The sequence below is a fragment of the Paraglaciecola aquimarina genome (assembly GCF_032464635.1).
Lineage (GTDB): Bacteria > Pseudomonadota > Gammaproteobacteria > Enterobacterales > Alteromonadaceae > Paraglaciecola > Paraglaciecola aquimarina.
This window is the reverse complement of sequence record NZ_JAWDIO010000002.1, coordinates 4592367-4615362: the sequence shown is the minus strand read 5'-3', so window position 1 is coordinate 4615362 and position 22996 is coordinate 4592367. Positions and strand designations below refer to the sequence as shown.

Annotated in this window: 20 protein-coding genes and 2 pseudogenes; 7 read left to right on the top strand and 15 right to left on the bottom strand. The window is 39.1% G+C overall.

Features of this window, described 5'->3' with window-relative positions:
- Positions 1 to 213: 213 nt before the first annotated feature.
- The 4 genes from RS130_RS22895 to RS130_RS22880 are packed head-to-tail and all read right to left on the bottom strand — an operon-like array spanning position 214 to position 2089.
- Complete coding sequence (locus tag RS130_RS22895) at positions 214 to 813, bottom strand: glycosyltransferase family protein (protein ID WP_316027848.1); 600 nt, start codon at positions 811 to 813, stop codon at positions 214 to 216.
- Between the two features lie 56 nt (positions 814 to 869).
- Complete coding sequence (locus RS130_RS22890; RefSeq protein ID WP_316027847.1) at positions 870 to 1187, bottom strand: hypothetical protein; 318 nt, start codon at positions 1185 to 1187, stop codon at positions 870 to 872.
- Positions 1180 to 1686 (bottom strand): polysaccharide deacetylase family protein, encoded by a 507-nt coding sequence (locus RS130_RS22885; protein WP_316027846.1) that lies wholly within the window; start codon positions 1684 to 1686, stop codon positions 1180 to 1182. The genes RS130_RS22890 and RS130_RS22885 overlap by 8 nt, the downstream gene beginning before the upstream one ends.
- A gap of 37 nt (positions 1687 to 1723) precedes the next feature.
- A complete protein-coding gene (locus RS130_RS22880) occupies positions 1724 to 2089 on the bottom strand; it encodes a polysaccharide deacetylase family protein (RefSeq protein ID WP_316027845.1) in 366 nt (121 codons plus the stop codon).
- A gap of 189 nt (positions 2090 to 2278) precedes the next feature.
- Between RS130_RS22880 and wecB the strand changes: the two genes are divergently transcribed.
- From wecB to RS130_RS22860, 4 genes are all read left to right on the top strand, one after another.
- Entirely contained in the window at positions 2279 to 3406 is a 1128-nt protein-coding gene (gene wecB, locus RS130_RS22875) for a non-hydrolyzing UDP-N-acetylglucosamine 2-epimerase (protein ID WP_316027844.1), read from the top strand.
- The gene (wecC, locus tag RS130_RS22870; RefSeq protein WP_316027843.1) at positions 3406 to 4653 is read left to right on the top strand and encodes a UDP-N-acetyl-D-mannosamine dehydrogenase; all 1248 of its coding nucleotides are present in this window, start codon (positions 3406 to 3408) and stop codon (positions 4651 to 4653) included. Before wecB ends, wecC begins: the two co-directional genes overlap by 1 nt.
- Positions 4654 to 4716: 63 nt before the next feature.
- Positions 4717 to 5694, top strand: coding sequence for a right-handed parallel beta-helix repeat-containing protein (locus tag RS130_RS22865; protein ID WP_316027842.1), 978 nt, complete (start codon positions 4717 to 4719; stop codon positions 5692 to 5694).
- Positions 5695 to 5749: 55 nt separating this feature from the next.
- Positions 5750 to 6790, top strand: a complete 1041-nt coding sequence (locus RS130_RS22860) for a FemAB family XrtA/PEP-CTERM system-associated protein (protein WP_316027841.1) — start codon at positions 5750 to 5752, stop codon at positions 6788 to 6790.
- On the opposite strand, the gene RS130_RS22855 is transcribed toward RS130_RS22860, so the two are convergent.
- Entirely contained in the window at positions 6774 to 7892 is a 1119-nt protein-coding gene (locus tag RS130_RS22855; RefSeq protein ID WP_316027840.1) for a GNAT family N-acetyltransferase, read from the bottom strand. The genes RS130_RS22860 and RS130_RS22855 overlap by 17 nt on opposite strands.
- Before the next feature lie 120 nt (positions 7893 to 8012).
- On the opposite strand from RS130_RS22855, the gene RS130_RS22850 reads away from it, so the two are divergent.
- Positions 8013 to 9095: a glycosyltransferase gene (locus RS130_RS22850; protein WP_316027839.1), complete on the top strand. Its 1083-nt coding sequence runs from the start codon at positions 8013 to 8015 to the stop codon at positions 9093 to 9095.
- A gap of 509 nt (positions 9096 to 9604) precedes the next feature.
- Here the strand turns inward: RS130_RS22850 and RS130_RS22845 are convergent.
- The 10 genes and pseudogenes from RS130_RS22845 to RS130_RS22800 all read right to left on the bottom strand — a co-directional run bounded on the left by RS130_RS22845 (position 9605) and on the right by RS130_RS22800 (position 21501).
- Positions 9605 to 10477: a JmjC domain-containing protein gene (locus tag RS130_RS22845; RefSeq protein WP_316027838.1), complete on the bottom strand. Its 873-nt coding sequence runs from the start codon at positions 10475 to 10477 to the stop codon at positions 9605 to 9607.
- A 93-nt stretch (positions 10478 to 10570) separates the two neighbouring features.
- Positions 10571 to 13285, bottom strand: coding sequence for an XrtA/PEP-CTERM system TPR-repeat protein PrsT (gene prsT, locus RS130_RS22840; protein ID WP_316027837.1), 2715 nt, complete (start codon positions 13283 to 13285; stop codon positions 10571 to 10573).
- Between the two features lie 283 nt (positions 13286 to 13568).
- Positions 13569 to 14285, bottom strand: coding sequence for a PEP-CTERM sorting domain-containing protein (locus tag RS130_RS22835; protein WP_316027836.1), 717 nt, complete (start codon positions 14283 to 14285; stop codon positions 13569 to 13571).
- Positions 14286 to 14716: 431 nt separating this feature from the next.
- Positions 14717 to 15433 carry a PEP-CTERM sorting domain-containing protein gene (locus RS130_RS22830; RefSeq protein ID WP_316027836.1) on the bottom strand — a complete coding sequence of 239 codons (717 nt, stop codon included), beginning with the start codon at positions 15431 to 15433 and terminating at the stop codon, positions 14717 to 14719.
- 423 nt (positions 15434 to 15856) lie between these two features.
- Complete coding sequence (locus tag RS130_RS22825) at positions 15857 to 16573, bottom strand: PEP-CTERM sorting domain-containing protein (protein ID WP_316027835.1); 717 nt, start codon at positions 16571 to 16573, stop codon at positions 15857 to 15859.
- A gap of 200 nt (positions 16574 to 16773) precedes the next feature.
- On the bottom strand, positions 16774 to 18738 hold the full coding sequence (locus RS130_RS22820) for a ThiF family adenylyltransferase (RefSeq protein ID WP_316027834.1): 1965 nt from the start codon (positions 18736 to 18738) through the stop codon (positions 16774 to 16776).
- A gap of 52 nt (positions 18739 to 18790) precedes the next feature.
- Positions 18791 to 19614, bottom strand: a pseudogene (locus RS130_RS22815) (PEP-CTERM/exosortase system-associated acyltransferase).
- Positions 19615 to 19643: 29 nt separating this feature from the next.
- Positions 19644 to 20473: pseudogene (locus tag RS130_RS22810) on the bottom strand (patatin-like phospholipase family protein).
- A gap of 47 nt (positions 20474 to 20520) precedes the next feature.
- The gene (locus RS130_RS22805; RefSeq protein WP_316027833.1) at positions 20521 to 20796 is read right to left on the bottom strand and encodes a YdcF family protein; all 276 of its coding nucleotides are present in this window, start codon (positions 20794 to 20796) and stop codon (positions 20521 to 20523) included.
- Between the two features lie 525 nt (positions 20797 to 21321).
- The gene (locus RS130_RS22800) at positions 21322 to 21501 is read right to left on the bottom strand and encodes a hypothetical protein (protein ID WP_428982834.1); all 180 of its coding nucleotides are present in this window, start codon (positions 21499 to 21501) and stop codon (positions 21322 to 21324) included.
- A 425-nt stretch (positions 21502 to 21926) separates the two neighbouring features.
- Between RS130_RS22800 and RS130_RS22795 the strand changes: the two genes are divergently transcribed.
- Positions 21927 to 22706 (top strand): S1 family peptidase, encoded by a 780-nt coding sequence (locus tag RS130_RS22795; protein WP_316027832.1) that lies wholly within the window; start codon positions 21927 to 21929, stop codon positions 22704 to 22706.
- Positions 22707 to 22864: 158 nt separating this feature from the next.
- Positions 22865 to 22996: a twin-arginine translocation signal domain-containing protein gene (locus RS130_RS22790; RefSeq protein WP_316027831.1), complete on the top strand. Its 132-nt coding sequence runs from the start codon at positions 22865 to 22867 to the stop codon at positions 22994 to 22996.

The window sequence follows — 22996 nt, the reverse complement described above, 5'->3', positions numbered from 1 at the left end:
TTGGCTTTTAATTTACGTGAGAGTTTAGATACTTTTTCCATATTGATGCTACTCACCTCCAGTGAAAGTAATGTAACTAGGCTTTCTTCTAGTTCATCTACTTGGTAAGCGACAAAACAATTATCGTGCTTGTTGGCTATTGCAGCGGTAGCGCCAGCTTTATCTGTTTTTAGTAAAAGCGGCCTTCCTGTGCGTAAATACTCAAAAATTTTGCTAAGGAATTTGTAAATTAAACCGAGAATCTTGAATGATCAGTAAAGAATCGGCTCGTGTCATATTAACCAGCGCCAATAAAAACGAGGTCGGTTTGATAAAAGAAACTAAGTTATCAACATTCAATTTTTTTAATGTGTCAGCAAATTCTAAACCATCGCCAGATCCTTGGAAAATCAATTCAAAGTTACTCTCGTCTAGCACGCCTTTTCTTTTTAAATTGGATATGGCTTCAAACAAAGGAATAGGATCGCGTCCATCGGCATATAATCCGCCTGCATAGTAAAGACTGTATTTTTCTTGGTTAAAAATAGTCTTGTGTGTTTTAGCAAGTTCATCAGCCAATATAAAGTTATTTTCGTCAAAACCATTTTCCAACACATTGAATTTATCATGCTGACCGTACTGAGTTTTATAAGTGTTTTGCGTCGCTTCGGTTGCAAAGGTTAATTGATCGGCATTGGTAAATGTCACGTCATCCACTTTTTTATGCACTTTATTTAGCCAGTTTCCATTGTTCGAATTAATGTGAGAAGCAGGATCTCTATAATCGGCAACCCAAGGTTTATTGCTATATTTGGCTAGTCTATTCGCTATCACATTGGCACTAGGAGTTGGCGCGGTTGACCAAATAATGTCAGGCTTGTGCTTGTCTATTATTTTTTCCCTAGCCTAGTTGCAAAAGGGATCCAAGTCCCCCACCGATCAGGGGTTTTCATCCAATTGAAATGCTTGCCCTTAATTGACAAATGTTTTTGAACATCTAATGCCGTCGCTCGATAGACAAATTGGTTATCTTTCAGTGCTGGCGTAAAGTTTTCGTCGACTAAAGGATAGGCCAGAGGTTTAGCTGTTAAAATGATGGTTGTCCAGCCGAATTCATTTAAGTATTCGAAAAACTTTAGAGTGCGTTGCACCGATGCTGCATTGCTAGGCGGAAAATCAAATGCAACCATTAAAACTGTTTTAGACATGTTCACCTGCTATTTTTTGTATTGATAGACAAAATTGATTTTTTTCTTTTCTATGGGGCATAAATCGTGAAATTGCGTATCTATTCGAACTCGATATGATACCACCATCATTGGTTGAACATGCTGATTTAAAACCTAATTGCTTAACCATATCAATATGTTCTTGGTTAAAATCTCTTGGAAAGTAACCATTTGGGAAGGCGAATGTGTCGATAGGTGAGTGTAAAACTTGGTCCAAATACAATTTACTTGTTTGAATTTCACTAAAGGCAACGTCTTTGGTTTGCTCACCTAAAATGCTGTGACTGGCCGTATGTGCACCAATTTCATGCCCTAAGCGTTGTAAATTCTTTAGTTGTTCTTCATCCATCATACAAGTTTGTGGGGGCAAATTGCCGAGTAAGTTAACTATCAGTTCCAGTGCTTCATCCCGCTTGCTATTCGCTAAAAATTTAAGTTTAGATACCAATGCTAGGTAGGTGGCTACTTTGTTTTGCATAGAATTCAGTGGCCACAGGCTATCCAGAGCATTTAACTCAGTGACATCCGTATTTCTTATATGGTTTAACAGGGTGTCGTTCCAAAGATAACCATCTTGAGTGCCTTTGGAGGTCACATAGAAAGTGCCAAGGCACGCCGTACTTTTGTAAAATGGGTAAAGCATGTGTGTAGTTATCGGCATAGCCGTCATCAAAAGAAATACAAACACTTAACTTGGGTAAATTACCAAGTGATTGTAATTCTAGTGCTTTTGATATTGTGTATGTTGAGTAGTATTGGCTAATCGTTTTGATTAAATCTTCAAATTCTTCGGCAGTAGGATCGTCAGGTAAAAACGGGTCTTTCTGTGGCAAAACACGATGAAAATAAAGAATCGCTAAGGGATACTCCCTAATCGCCATTTATTGATTTTGGCTAGTAAATTTAATCCGAGAGACAGCATCGATATCCTTACCTAAAACTCAAATTGAGACAATTGTATGTAAAGCTAAGTATAGTAATCTAATAGTTATTAAAAATAAAACTAGACCTAAGTTACAATAGGTTTAACAATGTAGTGCAAAACAGACAAGTGGATTGATCGTATTGTTATGAAAAAAGTTTTAACCGTATTTGGTACTCGTCCAGAAGCTATCAAAATGGCACCTTTAGTACACAAATTAGCAGAATCTGAGCACCTAGTTTCTAAAGTTTGTGTAACGGCGCAGCATAGGGAAATGTTAGATCAGGTATTAAATTTATTCGAAATTACACCTGACTTCGACTTGAATATAATGAAGCCAGGTCAAGATTTGTTTGATGTAACAGTGAATATTTTACAAGGTATCAAGTCGGTTATAGCGGAGTTTGAGCCAGATGTGATTTTAGTGCATGGCGATACATCGACGACTTTCTCTGCGTCACTGGCTGCATTTTATACTCAAACAAAGATTGGTCATGTCGAAGCTGGATTACGTACCGGTAATTTATACTCCCCGTGGCCTGAGGAAGCAAATCGAAAGCTAACAGGTGCACTGACTAATTTTCATTTTTCTCCCACTAAATTATCGCAACAAAACTTATTGAATGAAGGGACCTTAGCGTCGTCTATTTTTGTCACAGGCAATACCGTGATTGACGCACTATTGTGGGTGACTAAAAAGTTGCAAGATGATGACAAGTTGAAGAATCAATTTGCTGAGAAATTTAACTTCTTAGATAAAGACAAGAAGTTAATATTAGTGACTGGACATCGAAGAGAGAGTTTTGGTGGAGGGTTTGAACGAATTTGTGTGGCACTAGCTGAAATCGCTACTCAAAGACCTGATGTGCAAATTCTGTATCCCATGCACTTAAATCCAAATGTTAGGGAGCCTGTTAATCGTCTTTTATCCGAGTTACCCAACGTGTTTTTGATAGAACCGCAAGACTATCTGCCTTTTGTATATTTAATGAATCTCTCTTATTTGATCATTACGGATTCTGGTGGAGTACAAGAAGAAGCTCCCTCTCTAGGCAAACCTGTATTAGTTATGCGAGACACCACCGAACGGCCAGAAGCGGTTGAGGCAGGTACAGTTAAATTGGTAGGTACTGATTCTGATATGATTGTAGAGCAAGCGTTATTGCTCCTAGACGATAGCGGTGTATACGAAACTATGTCACAAGCCCACAACCCTTATGGTGATGGATTAGCCTGCCAAAGAATAGTCAAACAATTAATAGAGGAACTAAAATAATGGATTTTAATACTGTATCAGTCATTGGTTTGGGATACATAGGGCTGCCGACTGCAGCGGTTATTGCTTCCAGAGGTATCAATGTCATTGGCGTAGAAATTAACCAAGCTGCAGTGGATACCATTAATAAGGGCGAGATTCATATTGTAGAGCCTGATTTAGATATAGTGGTTAAAAGTGTTGTGTCGACAGGAAATTTGAAAGCGACCACGCAGGTTGAAAAGGCAGATGCATTTATGATTGCAGTGCCTACGCCTTTTTTGCATACCCAAGAAGACGAACATAAACCTGATCTAAGTTATATCGAGTCAGCAGCCAAAGCGATTGCGCCAGTATTAGAAAAAGGCAACTTGGTTATTCTTGAATCCACATCGCCTGTAGGGGCAACTGAAAAATTAGCGGGTTGGTTGAAACAGGCTCGACCAGACCTTTCTTTCCCACAAGATGTTGGCGATAGTGCTGATATCAATGTTGCGCATTGTCCAGAGCGTGTTTTACCGGGTTATGTATTGCAGGAATTGGTCTCTAACGATCGCGTCATTGGTGGGATTTCTTCTGCGTGTAGTGAAAAAGCGGCAACTTTATATAAGACCTTTGTACGTGGTGAATGCATTATCACGAACGCCCGTACCGCAGAGATGGCTAAGCTGACCGAAAACTCATTCAGAGATGTCAATATTGCCTTTGCCAATGAGTTGTCGACTATTTGTGACCAGTTGAATATTAATGTTTGGGAATTAACTAAACTGGCAAACCGCCATCCTAGGGTCAATATTCTAAATTCGGGGCCAGGGGTAGGGGGACATTGTATTGCAGTCGATCCTTGGTTTATTGTTGATAGCTGTCCAGAACAAGCTAAGTTAATCAAACAAGCAAGATTGACGAATGACGCTAAACCTTATTATGTGATTGAGCAAATTCGCGAAGCCGCTGACCAGTTTAAGCGCCCGGTCATTGCGTGTTTGGGATTAGCATTTAAAGCTGATATTGATGACTTACGGGAAAGTCCTGCTCTGCAAATTGTCACGGCGCTAAGCAAGGAAAATATTGGTGAAATTATCGCTGTTGAACCTAATGTAAAGTCTTTGCCAAAAGATTTAGCTGGCAAAGTGAAATTAGCCAGTCTGCAAGAGGCAGTTAAAGATGCCAACGTTATTGTGGTGTTAGTGGATCATAAAGAGTTTAAATCGGCAGACAAAACTGTATTTGCTAAGAAAGTGGTGATTGATACCAGAGGTATCTTGTAACTAGTGTGCGGTTACAAGACATTATTATTAGGTTTTGTGCTTTGCCTGCTTTCAGCGATGACCTTGGCAAATAATGTATCGGTAGATGGGAAAGTGTATGCGTCCTTAGCCCAAGCTAGGCCCGCTATTCGCAACGGTAGTCATGTTCATTTATTCGCTGGTATTTTTAAAGAGGGCATTTACCTCCAGCAAAGTAATATTACTATTACTGGTGAACAAGGCGTTATTTTCGATGGCGCAGTGGCCGATGAAAAGGCGGCGCTTGTATTAACCGGCAATAATGTATTGGTTGAGCATATTGAATGTAGAAATATCTACGTACCAGATTTGAATGGGGCTTGTATTCGATTCGAAGGTAAGAATATTTCAATTAAGCATTTATATGCTCACGATAGCCAATCTGGAGTGATGACCAGTTCTGGTACTGGACAGGTAAACGTCGAACATTCTACATTTGAGCGTTTGGGTGGCAAGGCGCAAGGGGAGGGATATGCCCATGCGTTGTATATTATTGCCGAACAGTTGACTTTCCAGCAATCGAAAGTAATAGCCACTAAAGGTGAGGGATCTGGGATTAAATCCCGATCTAAAAAAGTCATCATTGATAACAGTTTGCTTGCCACTATGGAAGGCAAAGATAGTCGCTTAGTCGATATGGCTAACTATGGTGAATTGATCATTAAGAATAGTATTTTGCAGCAAGGCAGCCATACCTCAAATAGCCAACTACTGGCTTATGGATTAGAGAAAAATGTTCCAGCAAAATTTGCCGTCAATCGAATTGAATTAACGGATAATATTATCTTTTTTGACAATCACCAGAGTAATGTTTATATCTCATATCGCATAGCTGACGAGTTGTTTAATGAAGATAATATTTTAATAGGCTATTTTAATTCGCCCTTAAAATTTATCGGAAACAATAAATGGTACACATCGCGCAAAAGAGCCCACATTCTTCCTTATCCTTTTGTTCCATCAATTGATAATATTGCCAATACAAGGGATTCGATTCTTCGAAATGGAATATCAGAAAATTAGCGCTTACATCGAATATAGTTTTGGAATTAAATAATGAGTATTAGGGATATTGTTTATGTCAGTTGTCATTAAAAAGCTTAGTCCTGCGTTGTATAAAGAATGGGATGAATATGTTGCTACCTGTGATGATGCCAGTATTTATCATCAAAGCCGCTGGATAAGTGTGATAAGTGCATCGTTGAAGCAAGATTGTATTTTTCTTTATGCAGAAGACTCTAGCGGCAATATTTGTGGTGTATTTCCTTTAGTTGAGCTGAGTAGCTTAGCATTTGGCCGATTTATGGTGTCGATGCCATATTTCAATTACGGCGGGATATTGGCTGATTCAGATGTCGTCAGAGACCAATTGCTTGAAGAAGCAAAGCGCTTGGGCCAAGAGCACAAGATAGATTATTTACAGATCAGAGAATCAAGCGACGCTCTGGTTGAGCAGTTTGTTACTAAAACAGATAAAGTCAATATGATCCTAGCGCTCCCTGAGTCAGCTGAGGCATTAGGTAAGTCAATTGGCTCTAAACGACGCTCTCAAATTAAACGGCCGCAAAGAGAAAATGTACGTGCTGAATTTGGTGGGGTCGAATTATTAGATGATTTTTATCACGTATTCTGTATCAACATGCGGGATTTAGGTACGCCAGTTTATTCTAGAGCTTTCTTTTTATCTATACTGCAAACCTTTGTAAAAGAGGCTCAGCTATGTGTAGTGTATTGGGACGATAAACCGGTATCAACGGGATTTCTGATCCGACATAAAGATCAAATGGAAATTCCTTGGGCTAGCACAGTTAGGTATGCCAATCGAATTTCTATCAATATGTACTTATATTGGGAAATATTGAGTTGGAGTATAGCGCAAGGTTGTTCACACTTTGACTTTGGCCGTTCTACAGTTGATGCGGGCACCTATAAATTTAAAAAGCAATGGGGTGCACAGCCTCAGCAGTGCTATTGGTATAACTGGGTACCTGAAGGAAAGGAGTTGCCTAACTTATCACCTTCGAACAGCAAATTTGATATGGCTATCAAAATTTGGCAAAAGTTGCCTCTTTGGTTTACCAAATTAATTGGACCCATACTAGTTAGGAGCCTGCCATAGAAAGCTGGCGAATTTTGTTTTTTAGTATTCGTAGCTTGTTTTCGACTTGAAATTTAAATTTGTTTCGTTGGAAATGAGCTAAATAATACATAGTGGATTTGTTGGCAAAAGAACGCTTGTAGCGGTAATCACCGGCCAAAAAATCGTAACATGTTAAGTTGTTTTGAAAGCACCATTTTATTGCTTGATGATGCATGTAAAGACCTATTTTTATTCTGTTATCGTCAATATTTTCTTGAGCTGATAAATAAAAATACAAGGTCGTGGCATTATAAAACCCTAAACACACGGCGACAGGTTTGTTATCTATTTTCATCACCAGTGTGAGTAGATTTTGTCTTTTCCCTTGAGCTGACGACTTTCCTACAGAGTGGAAGTGTTGAGTAAATAGCTCATTTTCGAAACCACTTTCTGCTCCCCAATGTTGAATGTGCCAAGGTTTGGCTAGCTGCAAGCCTGCTTGAAAAGAATCGTTGTCTGTATTGATACACACTTCTACATTTAGGGCTTTTAATAGTTTATCGGAACGCTTTATTTGGCTTTTAAAGTTTTTGCTTCTAGTTTGCCAGTAGTGATCGAAATCAGGCCATTCAGTAAGTTGTGTTTGCCACCCTTTGGATTCAATAACATTCCATCGCAGAAAGTTTGGCAAGCAAGTTTTGTGAGCGCTAAGTGTATCGGTGGTGGTCATGCCTAGAATGAACTCATCAATATCGTTTTTTTGTTTAATGATTTCGCACCACATTGCATGACGGGCTGCTTCAGCATGGTTTTTGTCTAATAAAAAGTCATTATGCTCAATCCAAATTTGATCATATTTTTCATCACCAGTTTTATGTAACCACCATTGTTTACTTTTTAATAGGCGATGACGAGTACCCTGTACCTCAGCAAAAATCGCCATGCCAATTGGTTTGTCGCTTAGGGTTGCGGTACAGACAAAAACATCAAACTTATCAAGCGTAGCCTCTAACCAAGCAGCGATCCAATCCCAGCTCAAAAAGAAGTTTTCTTCTGCATGCGAATCGATATAATTCCAGCTATCCTGTATTTGCTGCTTTGACGTTAATGTCTCTATTTGAATTTTAATGTTTTTTTCCAATTCAGTTCTGCTTTAGCTGGTGTTCTTTTCTGGTAAACTATTATTCTACGCAAATTATTCAAGTACTATGAATATGTTATTCAGCGAATATATATTAAATGACTCTATTTGGGTGTTTTCATGACTAAAAAGATAGTTCACCTAGTCTACAGCATGGGGTGTGGTGGGTTAGAAAAAGTTATCGTTAATTTAATTAATGCCAGCGCTGACTATGATTGTGAACATATTATTGTAACCTTAACGCCAGAATATGAACTCATAGATCTTATTGAAGCGGACATTCAGGTTTATTGTGTTGATAAAAAGCTAGGTAAAGATGTTTTGTGTCACTGGCGTTTATTTAAGTTGTTTAAGCAAATAAAACCTGATGTTTTGAATACTTATAATTTTGGTACGATTGAATATCAAATGATCGCTTCTTTGTCAGGAATCAAATGGTTGGTGCACAGTGATCATGGGAGAGGAGGGGATGACGCTAAGGGACAAAACAGCAGAAATAACTTTGTTCGACGATTTATGTCGGGGTTTATCGACGAATACATAGTGGTTTCTAAAGATCTTTATCGCTGGGTTAAAGATGTCATAAAGATTAAATCTAAGTCGGTCAGGATCATTCAAAATGGTGTGGCTTTAGAAAATTACACGGCACAAAATAAAGATGCTACCTATTACAAGTTTTGCACGGTAGGTAGGCTTGATCCTGTTAAAAACCAAACCCTTATGATAAACGCTTATGCGCGAGCACTACAAAAAAACGAGGCGCTAAAGCAAACGAAATTGGAGATTGTTGGAGACGGTCCAATTAAGGCGGAGCTGGCGAGCTTAATTGAAAGTCACCAATTGGGCTCTCACATTAAGTTGCTAGGTTATCGTGAGAATATTGCTGAAATTTTGTCACAAGCCAATGCCTTTATATTATCTTCTAATTACGAAGCAATGCCCATGACTATTCTAGAAGCTATGGCAAGTCGTGTGCCTGTTGTAACCACTGACGTAGGGGGAATTCGGCATTTTATTTCGGATCAAGAAGTCACCTTTGTTCCCTCGTCAAATGTAGAACTACTGGCAGACAGCTTCATCAACTTATATACCAACCCTCATGACTTTATTGATAAAATTGATAAGGCATACACATTAGTTTCAAGTCAGTATAGTTTGGCTCAAATGTGTAAAATTTATATGCAAGTATATAAAGTCATTTAAATACCGGTAGTTCAGCTATTGCTAGATAACCTGAGTCTTGGATAAGCCGAGCCTCTCGATAAGGCTCTTTATTGTATCTAACGGCGTTGGATTGTTTAGCTTAAACGATACTTCTTATCCAGAACTCAGGTTAGATAGATTTTATTGATGTAGAAAAAGTGAGATGTTTTCGAGGGTGGCAGAACTGTGCTGTTCTGCCAATCATCAATATCAAGGCATATTGATAAATGATCACTCAGAATACATCTAGCGGTTTTTGAACAAGGCGTCGGTATGAAGGAATGCTTGTTCCCTTTCAAATACCGAAAATGCAGAGCAAAAGCTGCTGGGACATTCCTTTCAGGCGAATTTTAAATGCGCTTTCTCTGTGTTGCTCGAAATTGAAAGAGCACTGTCTTCTTTTTTAATAACGAGATTTATTCAAGTACGCTCATCCAAGCGCCTTGATTAAGCGCCTGTAAACTCTGGCTGAGTGGCTACTTATCATTACGAATGGGTATGACTAAACACTATACGTTAAAGTTATTTTTAGAAAAGTCGTTTGCTCTACTCTTGATTTGTTTCGCTAAAATTATCAACTTAGGGTAGCCTGCCAATTCTCGCAAAAAACGAACAACCATTCTAAAGTAGCTGACGTTTTTACTATAGGTTTCAATTAGTTCTTGGCCTTGTCCACCATAGCTTGAAAATTTGTCGGGGAAAAAAGCCTTGTTAACAAAAGGCCATGACTTACGCAATTTAACTATTTCAACTTCTCGTCTGCCTAAGCTAGTTGATTCATCAGGGGTTTTAGGAGTGAACACCCAGTTATTGTTTAGGTTTATTTTTCCTAAAGAATGTACCTCATGAAAATAATATCTGGGAATAAATAACAAATCACCTGGCCCGGTTTTAAAATCATATACATCAAGTTTGTTAGGATCATACTCAAAGTGCTTACCGACTAGTCCCGCAAACATAAAGGGGGTGCAAGGTAGTGGTGTGTTGGGTGAGGTAAGGATCCATCTTTTTTCACCTAATACTTGTAAGTTTAGCCCGTGCAAACTGTTGCCATCATAGTGGGGCAAAGTTACATGACCATAGGGTTGCATAAATACGCGCATTGGAAATTCTCTAACTGAGAACTCATCTTTATTGAGGATGTCTTTAACAAATTGTGGGATAGTAATGATGTCATTGTCGACTAGTTCCGAGTCAAACCAACCTAGCTCTTTTTTCTCTTCATTGTAGAATTTTTGTTTGACGTATTCAGGGGTGATTTTTTCACTATCAAAGGCGTAAACCCCTTCAACAATCACTGGCGTTTGCGATTTAACGTATTTATCAAAATACTCATCAAAATTTAGATCCCCATAAGGGATCCTATCAATTGTTAATTTCATCAATAGGCCTCAATTGTGGTAGACGGTTTAGAAAAATAGTTACTTAACTCACAAGGGCATGATAATGCCCTTGTGGATAAATTATCAATAGGTTTACTGGATACCAGCATCCTGACTTATTTTATTCGCCATTAACTCGTTTCCTGTCTTACGTAAAGCCGCAACATAAAATTTAGCGTACTTAATAGATTTGTCGCTATTTTTATAGGCCTTGGCATAAGCAGAAATAGCTTCATTAGGCTGATTGTTCACTAACAGTGCGCTGGCATATATTTCAAGCAGATATGGCTCTTCTGGAGCTTGAGATAAAGCATTTTTGGTTACTGTCACCGACTCGTCAGATTTGCCTTGTTGCTGTAATACCGCAGCTAAATTGTTAAGGGCTATACTATTTAATGGCTCTGTTTCTAAGATGTTTTTGTAAACTTCTTCAGCTAAAGGTTTATTTTCTTCCATAGCTAAGCCAGCTAAATAAAGCTTAGCTGCAATGTCTTTAGGAAATAACTCTATATGTTTTTGAGTAAAGGCGATTGCTTTACCTTTTTGTGAAAGTTTCACATGGCAATCGAGTATCAGCTTCAACACATCGGTGCTAGGTTTAAATTCATAGTTTTTTATAAGCAACGGTAAAGCGTCTTCATAATTCTTTTGAATAAGTAGCAATTGACCATTGAGTAAAGCGATAACTGGATTATCTGCTTGATAAGACTGTTTAAGTTGATCCAAGACTAATTGTGCTTCTGAAGTTCGTTTCAGTTGCAGTAGCAGTTGTACTTCTAATACATTAAGGTTATCAATGGCGGTTTCCGCTAAACTCTTACCCTTTTTCACCTGTGATAGTGCTTTAGAATATTCTCGTCGGCTTTCATATAAGTTAGCCAAGTAACGCCAAGCTATACCCGATTCTGGATTGGTTGAGGTCCATTGAAGCAGTGCTTTCTCTACTTCTTGTTCATTCTTTTGCATAAGATGAAGATGTACGCGTAATGTCCAGTAGGGTTCAGGGAGTGTTTTACTTACTTTAATTTTGTTAAGGATACTAAGCGCGTCCTCATATTGCTTCTCTACTTCTAAAAGTTTTGTATAATTTAAAGCGTACTTAATATTGTCCGGATTTTTACTATACGCGTTTTGTATTGGCTTTATGGCATCTGAGGGTACGCCTACTTTATGTTCTAACGCATAATATGTGATTAAAGACGGTAGATGTATAGGTTCAAAATTAATGAGGCGTTTAAATATGCCTAACGCTTTCACTTCGTCTTTGTTTTTTAAGGCAAGTTTACCAAAAAACAAATTGGCCGAAATGTCTTTAGGGTCGATATCAAGCGCCTGTTGGTATTCTAATTTTGCTTCATCAAATTTTTTAAATTCAGTTAAAATTAAGCCTTTTAGATTGTAACCATCCACTTTTTTAGGATGATGCTCAATAATAGCTTGAGCAGCTGCTATTGCTTTGTCTTCATTCCCCTCGGCAGAGTAGACGTTGGCTAAAATACTCTGTGCATCTATATCTCCTGGGGATTTGTCGATGATTTTTTGCAAATCCATAAAAGCAGTATCATCTTGTAAAGAAAGTTTTAACAAACTTAATCTTGTTAGTTCCGCCGGATCTTTTATTTTTGCACTATCAATAATATCTAAGAAATTCTTTGCCTCATTTAGTTTTCCTTTTCGACTTAACGCAAGTCCTGTATCGATTAAAATGGTTGGATTACTATCTTTCAATCCCAATAGCGCGTTTTGATCAATGCCGTCTTCAGAGCCGTAGCCAAGTTTAACTTTCAATATTTGATATAAACCACGTAACTGGTGCTTTTCTGGCAGTAGATCAACTGAATTGGAAAGGTGTGTGTAAGCTTGTTCATTTAAGCCTAATTGATATGCAGAAACGGCTGCTATAGTACTGGTTGTCGCATTTTCTCCGCCATAGGCTATAGCATTTTCAGCATAGGATTTGGCCTCAGCGTAGTTTTCTTGTAAATACTTTATATGACTTTTTAACTGGTTAATAAAAGGAGAGTTTTTATTGATGGATAGAAGGCCATTTACATGCTTCTCTGCTTTATCGAGCATGTTATTCTTAATGTAGCTATCCGCTAGATATACTTTGCCTTGGAATAAATCTGGTTGCAAAGAATGATATTTTTCAAAGTTTACTAGTGCGGTAGCAAAGTCTCCCTTGGCAGTTTCAAGTTGACCTTTTAACAAAAGTGCTTCGGTGAAGTTAGGATTTTGTTCTAACAGCTGGTTAACCGTATCTAATGCGACAACTATTTCATTTTTATTAAAAGCGCCATAAGCTTGGCCTAATTTAGCATAAGGTGACTCGGCCGATAGTTCGTTGGCATTAAATATTGCAGTATTGGCGGCTTCATTATCTTTTAATGCAAAATAGGCTTGTGCTTGAATTGTATATAGGGTGGTCATAGCCTCAAGTTTAAGGCCTTTTGCATTATTAACTAATTCGACAACTTCCTCATTTTTAAACTGTTGTATTAAAGATTTAGCAATGAGAGGCATGACAAGATTAGGTTCGTAGCCCTGCTTCAGCGCAAAGTTAAGCTCTTTTTCAGCGGATGCCGCTAAGCCTGTATCTAAGTATGCTGTACCTAATTTAAATCTTACTTCTGCACTCTTAGGGTCTGCTTGGGCAGCACTCTTCAAAACTAGAATTGCGGCCTGATGATTGCCGTCGGCTAACCATTTATCTGCCTTAACTAATTTTTCGCTTGTCGATTCTTTTGCACACGCACTTAAACTAGCTGCAATGACAATAACAAGGCTCATTTTCTTAATGTAGCTCATCCATAATCCTTTTTTGAGATATTGATCAATATGATAACGCTAGTTGGGCTTTGATGACCACTAGATACTGATAAAAAATTATACAATGTTATAGCCATTGAGCGGTATTCTGAGTTTCGTCTCGCTGATTGTGACTGAGTATGCGTTCTATGCTAACTACTAAGCAATGATGTTGTGACTCAAGCGGGGTTTTGAATGGGGGGAATATGTCTGGTTAATATCAGATGTGTTAAAACAAAAAAGGCCGCTAATAAGCGGCCTTGATGCTAAATAAAATATTCAATTAAGCTTTACGACGTGCAAGTCCAGCGAAACCAATTAAGCCAAGACCTAAAATTGCAAGGCTTGAAGGAGCGGGTACAGCGCGGATAGCTGCTACACGAATATCTGTATCACCAGAAGACGCTAAGTTAAGCACGATTGAACCAATAGAGCTTAAGTCTAACGATGCAGACACTGCAGTGAACAAAGAGAAAGGAATAGAGAACGTCTGAGGCGAACCTAAATCTACTTTCGTAAAGCCAAACGTTTTTATGGCACTAGTACCAAAAGTATCGTTAATCGTTACAATGAAAGCCCCGTCGCCATCAGAAGAGTTGATATCAGCAGAGAAACCATTTAGTGTAGAAAAATCAGCAGCTGGCGCTAGACCATCTACGTCAAGAGCTGAAGAGTTATCAAGACCGTCCCACTGAACTTCAACGCCCCACGACTCATCTGCTGGAACAGCACCACCGTTACCAAGGCCGCTTGATGCAATTAGCAACTGGTTGTTTCTAACTTCGGCAGAAACACGTGCATCTTGAGCTGCTGTAAGTATGATATCACGCTCGCCACCAAGAATGTCAGCACCTGTTGCAGAAGCGCTATTTGAGCTATTTGATGCTTGGAAATAAGCTTGGTCGTCAGAAAACAAATCTACTACTTGGTTAGCAGATGCAGAGATGCTACCTAGTGCGAAAGCGGCCATAGTTGTTCTTAAAAGTAGTGTTCTAAACATATTAAACTCCAAAATATAATTATAAAATTAACAGCATTACTACAAGAGATATACTTGCTAAAGCTATATCTGTGCCAACTTTTATTTTTTGTTATATTACAGTGGGTTAGGGGTTTTTATCTATTTGGTTTTCTAGGTATTGTAAAAAAGTCCGACTATTATGAGTGTTATATGCAAGTTGGGTCGGGGAGGTTTTTGTGCCATAAAGGGCTATTTCAGCAACACTTAAGGTTAGTTATTCGTGTTGCCACAAAGGTATTTTATTTATTGAAGTGGTTAATGTTCATCTAATCCCCACAATACTAAGCAATGATGTTGTGACTTAAGCGGGGTTTTGAATGGGGTAGGCAAACTGTTTGGTTTACATTAGATACGTTAAAACATAAAAAAGGCCGCTAATAAGCGGCCTTGATGCTAAATAAAATGTTCAATTAAGCTTTACGACGTGCAAGTCCAGCAAAGCCGATTAAGCCAAGACCTAAAATAGCTAGGCTTGAAGGAGCTGGTACAGCGCGGATAGCTGCTACACGAATATCTGTATCACCAGAAGACGCTAAGTTAAGCACGATTGAACCAATAGAGCTTAAGTCTAACGATGCAGACACTGCAGTGAACAAAGAGAAAGGAATAGAGAACGTCTGAGGCGAACCTAAATCTACTTTCGTAAAGCCAAACGTTTTTATGGCACTAGTACCAAAAGTATCGTTAATCGTTACAATGAAAGCCCCGTCGCCATCAGAAGAGTTGATATCAGCAGAGAAACCATTTAGTGTAGAAAAATCAGCAGCTGGCGCTAGACCATCTACGTCAAGAGCTGAAGAGTTATCAAGACCGTCCCACTGAACTTCAACGCCCCACGACTCATCTGCTGGAACAGCACCACCGTTACCAAGGCCGCTTGATGCAATTAGCAACTGGTTGTTTCTAACTTCGGCAGAAACACGTGCATCTTGAGCTGCTGTAAGTATGATATCACGCTCGCCACCAAGAATGTCAGCACCTGTTGCAGAAGCGCTATTTGAGCTATTTGATGCTTGGAAATAAGCTTGGTCGTCAGAAAACAAATCTACTACTTGGTTAGCAGATGCAGAGATGCTACCTAGTGCGAAAGCGGCCATAGTTGTTCTTAAAAGTAGTGTTCTAAACATATTAAACTCCAAAATATAATTATAAAATTAACAGCATTACTACAAGAGATATACTTGCTAAAGCTATATCTGTGCCAACTTTTATTTTTGTTATATTACAGTGGGTTAGGGGTTTTTATCTATTTGGTTTTCTAGGTATTGTAAAAAAGTCCGACTATTATGAGTGTTATATGCAAGTTGGGTCGGGGAGGTTTTTGTGCCATAAAGGGCTATTTCAGCAACACTTAAGGTTAGTTATTCGTGTTGCCACAAAGGTATTTTATTTATTGAAGTGGTAAACGTTCATCTACCCCCCACAATACTAAGCAATGATGTTGTGACTCAAGCGGGGTTTTGAATGGGGGAATATGTCTGGTTAATATCAGATGTGTTAAAACAAAAAGGCCGCTAATAAGCGGCCTTGATGCTAAATAAAATATTCAATTAAGCTTTACGACGTGCAAGTCCAGCGAAACCAATTAAGCCAAGACCTAAAATTGCAAGGCTTGAAGGAGCGGGTACAGCGCGGATAGCTGCTACACGAATATCTGTATCACCAGAAGACGCTAAGTTAAGCACGATTGAACCAATAGAGCTTAAGTCTAACGATGCAGACACTGCAGTGAACAAAGAGAAAGGAATAGAGAACGTCTGAGGCGAACCTAAATCTACTTTCGTAAAGCCAAACGTTTTTATGGCACTAGTACCAAAAGTATCGTTAATCGTTACAATGAAAGCCCCGTCGCCATCAGAAGAGTTGATGTCAGCAGTGAAGCCATTTAATGACGAAAAATCAGCAGATGGTGATAGACCATCTACGTCAAGAACTGAAGAGTTATCAATACCGTCCCACTGAACCTCAACGCTCCATGACTCGTCTGGTGCAATAGTACCAGAGCCGCTAAGGCCGCTTGATGCAATTAGCAACTGGTTGTTTCTAACTTCGGCAGAAACACGTGCATCTTTAGCTGCTACAAGTGCGATATCACGCTCACCACCAAGAATGTCAGCACCTGTTGCAGAAGCGCTATTTGAGCTATTTGATGCTTGGAAATAAGCTTGGTCGTCAGAAAACAAATCTACTACTTGGTTAGCAGATGCAGAGATGCTACCAAGCAATAAAGATGCTACGGCTGTTTTTACTAAAATTGATTTCAACATGGTTAATCCTTTATTAATATATGTTTTGTTATTTGCCTATTCGTGCTTCTAGACAAAAAACGTTGGTTAAATGAAGCAATCTCTTATATGCATCACCTGTGCCATAATTATTAACCTTATATATTTCATTTATTTACGTGTTTTGCTAGAAAAACGTAAAATTGAAATTTCCAAAATTGTAAAAAATACAGACACATTTTTTACTCTGCTTTGTTAGGAATATACTTAAGATCTTCCAACGATTTTCTAATAGAACGGCTGCTTGGTCGGCTACTTTGCCCGACTCTACCAAAATAGCAGACTCGATTGACAGGAATATCGCCCATTAGCTCAACATACAAGGACTCCATTTCTCGAGCATTCTTAATGGTCGCTAAATTGTCAGTAAATTTTACGTTTCTACGTAGATACTCTGAAAATATTATTTGCGTGTACTCAGGTTGAAATCCTAAGCCTAACTTGTCTGTTGTAAGCCAAAAACGTTGTAATGCCGCTCCCGCTTTCATGTAGTCAGTCTCTGCTATGCATTCTTCAGGCGCAACTAAAGCAAAGTGTGCAGAACATTTTATGCTAGTCATAAAATCCATAATAAACCGAGGAACAACTGTACCTGCTAGATACTTGCCCATAAATTCAAATTGTGGCCAGTCTTTACTCAGTGCTGATTTCATCATTGCGCGCATCATAGGACCCACGCCTAAGGCTTTGTCGGGTATTTTGTCGGTGCTGTGCTGTTTTCCCCAGTCAATTATTTTTTGGTGATGGCTATGTGCTTCTTTCATCGACACGCGAGTGTAAGCGTTTCCGTATATTAACTTCGCTACTTGATACCTAAGCTTTAAAGGTTCGAACCAAACGATACTAAACCCTTCGGGTAGAGCGTTGATGAGTTCATTTTTTTGGATGTCGGTTAACGCTTTAGTGCCCATCCATTTACGTTGCACGCAGCGCGTTCTGACATGTGGGATCAACTCGTCAAACTCCACTGTTTTATCTGCAACTAAGCTTAGTTTATAGGTTGGATTTTCATCGCTACTGGTTTCTGCTTGTTCCACTTCTATTTTGTGACCAGATTCTGATGCGCATATTTTGGCGGTTTCAATTAGTGCACCAATGGCAAACTTGCTGGCGTTACCTTGCAGGTCGTATACACAAGAATGACGGGTATCCCTGCCATGTACGGTACAGGTCATATCAGAAGTGAATTCAAACGACCAACACTGCTCGTTATCACCGCTCGGTGCCCACTTTGCACCATCCATCACTTTTTGAATGGGAGTCATATCATCATCGAAGGTCAAAGGAGCTTGTGGGGTGAGAACGATTTTTTTAACTTGGTTAAACATGAATTTTTGTAACGGGTTTTTATTTCCCCAAGGGCGCCACGTTTTCTTTACGGTATTTAAGTAACCGTCAAAGTGCAAGCCATGAGGTGCTGTGCGCACATCGCCTCGATTAAGCAATATCTTAAGTACGTATGTGCCAGCTAGGCCTCCACAAAACTTAACTCCCATTGGAGTTGATGGAACCTTTTTATTAATAAAATCAGTAGTGGTTGGGTCGATCAAATAGTGGCGTTGCATCATAGTGGGTGATAACCCGATGGTTAATTTCACTAGTTTCTCTTCTTCTGTCTGGCAAGAGTCTAGATCAAAATATTCGGAAAAAGACATGCTACCGGGCATAAAACATAATAGCGAAGCACCCATTGCCATAGGGGCGGCTGTCACCACAGGAATACCTAATTCTTCGCAGCGTTTGAATACCATTAATCTTGCATTCATTGCAAAGAAATCAAGGCCATCCACGTAAACGTCTACATCTTTGAGGAATTCGTCAACGTTGCTTTCATTTACCCCTTCTGGAAAGTCATCAATATGTGCATTTGGATTAATATCTAAGCAAATATCATGCATAACTTGGTTTTTCGGCTTGTCGATGGTAGACATAAACGCGCCTGCTTGGCGGTTAAAATTATGCACTTCGAATTCATCGAAGTCAGAAATGCTGAATCGTCCGATACCTAATCTACTGAGGGTGACAACATGCTCACTACCTACGCCACCACAGCCAGCGATGGCCACTTTTTTGTATTTTAGCAGCCTTTGCTCTTCTTTCGATACCCAGCCAATATTTCTTGAAAATGCTCTATTATAATTAAACATCGATAACACCCCTAGTGGTGGTAAGGTTAATCTTAAATATGATCTAACTTGTTCATTTCTTTTGAGTTTTTACGGAATGGTTAAGAGACTTACGAATGCCTTTTAACATTATTTGGAAACCTATAGTGTGAGGTTTTCCATCAGCAATGATGGATTGATATAATATGGCGCTCTTTTTCCATGGTAGTCAACAGTCGGGCCGATTTGTTCAAACTGAATTCCTACAAATCTCATGCTCCTAGCGAGCCTTGGCTCCATCATGACGAACGTATGTTTAATGCCGTTTTCAATGACAATTGATGCAGCCGAAAGGTACAAACCAACCGCTATAAATGGAAAACATCTCAACTCGTTTTCAGAATACACTTCTTGGTTGATTACACCGGTTGCCGCACCTTTAAATTTATCCGTTTGACGTTTTCTAAATCGACTAGGGACTGCTAGCCGGGATATTTCGCATATTTCGTGGGGCTCGTAATCGCTGGGATTAATTTTCCCTGTGGAAATAGAATTCAAGCAGTATTTCTGAATCGGAATTATTTCTCCCGGTTTTTGTGGGCGCACAATTCTGACTGTACCAGCGTAACCTGAGGTGGGTAAATGTTGAATTAAACAGTGGCTGGAGTAACTGTCAAAATCGTCGAATTCTAACTTACTTTCGTTTTCTTCCTCAAAGCCAAGTTCTTCACAATACACATCGTGCCGGATACGGAACGCTTGTTTACGACATTCATCAGAAACGGCTTCGACAGGACCTAAGTAAGTCGAAAAATGTCTCGCAACTGTTTTAACTTCGTGATTAACAGCGTAATCCATTACTTTCTTTACCAATGGGCCAATTATAGGGGTCTTAGCAAATTTCTTTAGTTTTTTCACGTTTTAGTCCGTTGCTGTTCTGTAAATTATCAATTGTTGTTGCTTTTTCTTGCAAGCCTATTGGGTACGTATTGTAGCGCGGTTTGATACCCAGCTTGATATAACTGCTCTTTCTGTTGGATCGTTATATTAAAATCAACAGGTGAAAGTTCACCAGTATTGACAATAATAGTGTTTTTCCAATACTGGTCGTGCACATACTCTCGAGACATGGCAGTCATAAATGTTCTAACTAACATCATCACATATTGTTTTATAGGTAACCAACTTTTTTTAAATTCGGTGTCGGTCACTTGGTCGCTTTTTAATCTAAAACAAATGACTTGTGTGCCTTTGCCATCCCAGTCTTTGTATAATGCGTCTTCAGATAATATTGCTCCATCAACTAATACATGGTGCTTGTATGACTGAAAACTAAAAACAGCGGGATAGACATAGAAAACCTTACGGCTTTTGATACTTTTAGGTCGGGAGAATTTAGTTTGTTGAAAGTGACCGGACCACCACCATTTACATCGGTTGCTAAAATGTTTAGGTTGTAAGGGATTTGCGAGAACGTTTTGCCTTTTAGCTTTTCATCCATCCAACTTTCAAACTTATCGCCAGTGCTTAAACCACCTTGAAACAACAAAGTGATAATGCTGAAGCCTCGAAATTGCTTGAAGTCAGTATTCGCTGCGAGCTGTTTAATCTCTTTTAAAGGCATACCAGAACAATACAGTGATGAGACAATAGAGCCTCCAGACACCCCCACTATATGATCAAATGTAATGTCAAGTTTAACTAAGGCATCTAAAATCCCTATGTGAGCAGATAAACGTGTACCCCCTCCAGAGAAAATGGGTATAACCTGTTTCATTTCCAGCTTCTCCATATTAAACCTGCCTAGGTTAAAAATTCGTTTAGTTATCGGATGAATTTCTGATATATCAAGCCTAAATATTCATGAATGGCTTTCTCACTTTTCCGTAAGCTACGGGCACTGGGCCATCCCAGTTTAAATTGAATCTTTTTTGTTGCCAAATGTTCTACTGGGATGGGCAGTACTTTAATACCTAAATCTTCAAAGTACGTTACCGCTCTGGGTAGGTGTCTGGCACTGGTTACGAGAGAAATATACTTGTCTTTTAGCAAAGGAGCCAGTGCAGCAGCTTCGGTTTCTGTGTTAGACCCCTCTGCCACAGTAAAGATCTCATTACTATTTGCGCCATGACTAATATGCTCAAAAAAGACTGATTATATTCAGCGATAGACTTGTTTAGGCTTTCGTCTAACACGCCGCCTGCGAGATATATCGGAAGTGGGTGAGTTTGATACATTAACGCGGCATGCAAATTTCTCTGTAATGAGCAATTCGGCCACCGTGAAACAAAGGGCAGCGCTTGATCATCGTAGTAGTAGCAAGCTAAAACAACTATAGCATCGGTTTGTTTCCATTCATCAGACTCTATTGGTATGACTTTATACTGCGTTTCCAAAGAATGAATCATTGCTTCGCTTGGGTATGGTAATGAGCAAATGCACAGCCAGACAATAGGTATACAAGATAGCCATTTAAAGGTATTTCGGTACCAATTGAAGGCGACAAAAAGTCTGCATAAAATAAATAGCAACGGAACATGCACTAAAGGTGAACTGATTGTATTGGCAATTTGTGACAACATTATTGGATCCAAGTAATAACATGCACTTTGGGCGCTTTACGGGTCAAGCGTAATAAGTTTGATACCAATCAACAAAACGTTGAATGCCTTCTTCTATCTTAGTTTTAGGCTGATAGCCCGTATCTTTTGCTAAAGCAGATACATCTGCACAGGTGTCGGGAACATTACTAGCTCGCATCGGCAGCATGTCTATTATCGCTCTAGTGAATTTAAACAAGACCATGTCGAGGCGCCCTAAAGGACCATACACGCAGAATAAAACTGAGTCCAGTGGTAGGTATATCGAGCAAATTCTTGCTGCGTAACCCGTTGTTCTATTTCTCTGTCGGCAATGTCTAATTTTACCTGAGTTCTGGATAAGAAGTATCGTTTAAGCTAAACACTAGTTTAAGCTAAGCAATATTAATATCATTCAATGGCTCTAAGTGTTTTTGTTTACATAACCTCAGCTAGACGCAAAAACAGCGTTACCGAGAGATTCGGCTTATCCAGGATTCAGGTTAATTTAATAAATGTAAAGTTTTTAGACATAGGATCTTCGGCTAACTTGGCGAAACTGGCGCACTTCAGCCAACAGTAATTAATGGAAGTAAAACAAATTATCTGTGAATATACCCCTATACTTATTTAGAGCAGTATTCAAAAGCAATGTTATTTAAAAAAACGGCTAAGTGGCTGTTGATTAACACGCTAAGTGTTATCTTCATCGCTAACAGTTACGCCCATTCAACCAAGCAAACCGTAGCCAAAGTTAAACCCTCTGTTGTGGGAGTGGGGTTATACGATGCTCTCGGCACTCAAACACATAAACTGCAAGGCACCGGGTTTGTATTTGGTGATGGAAGTTTAGTGGCAACGAATTATCATGTTATTGATCAAGCGCTTGACCCGCAAAAGGTGCAATATCATATTGTTTTTTCGGGTACAGGACGTAAACCAAATATTCATAAAGTTGAGATTATTGCAACAGACCGAGAACATGACTTAGCAATTCTAAAGTTGAACAAAAGCCTTGTGCCTTTAACGTTAGCCTCAGAGCGGTATGTGGAGGATGGTACAGACGTATTATTAACAGGTTTTCCAATCGGGGCCATTTTGGGCCTATATCCCGCAACGCACCAAGGTATTGTGGCTGCGACTACACCGGATGTAATACCGACAGCACATTCTAGCCAGCTTTCTATTCAGATGCTTAATAGGTTAGAGAAAAAATTTATGATTTATCAGCTAGATATTACTGCCTATCCAGGCAATAGCGGAAGCCCTTTGTATGATGCGCATTCTGGTGAGGTAATAGGAATACTCAATAAGGTCTTTGTCAAAGAGTCTAAAGAATCCGTTTTAGAAAAGCCTTCCGCAATTAGTTATGCAATACCCGTTAGGTATCTAATTGACCTTGCCAAACGCGAAGGACTAAAGGTAAAATGACACGATATATGTCAAGTGCCATTTCGTGGTGTCACTAATTTTTACAATATTAAATGTTAATCCTTTTTTATTGTTATATTTCAATGCTTTATGAAATGGCTTGATATTTGCTTTGTTTGGCGGATGTGTAGTAAAGAATTTTAATTTAAGGAATGGTTATGAGTAACAATAGTCTTAATGGAAAAGAATCGTCGGCTTCAACAAATACAACTCAACGTCGTACATTCTTAAAACGAGCTTCTGCGGGGGCTGCTATTGCATCTATCCCATGGGCGTTCAGCTTGGGCTAA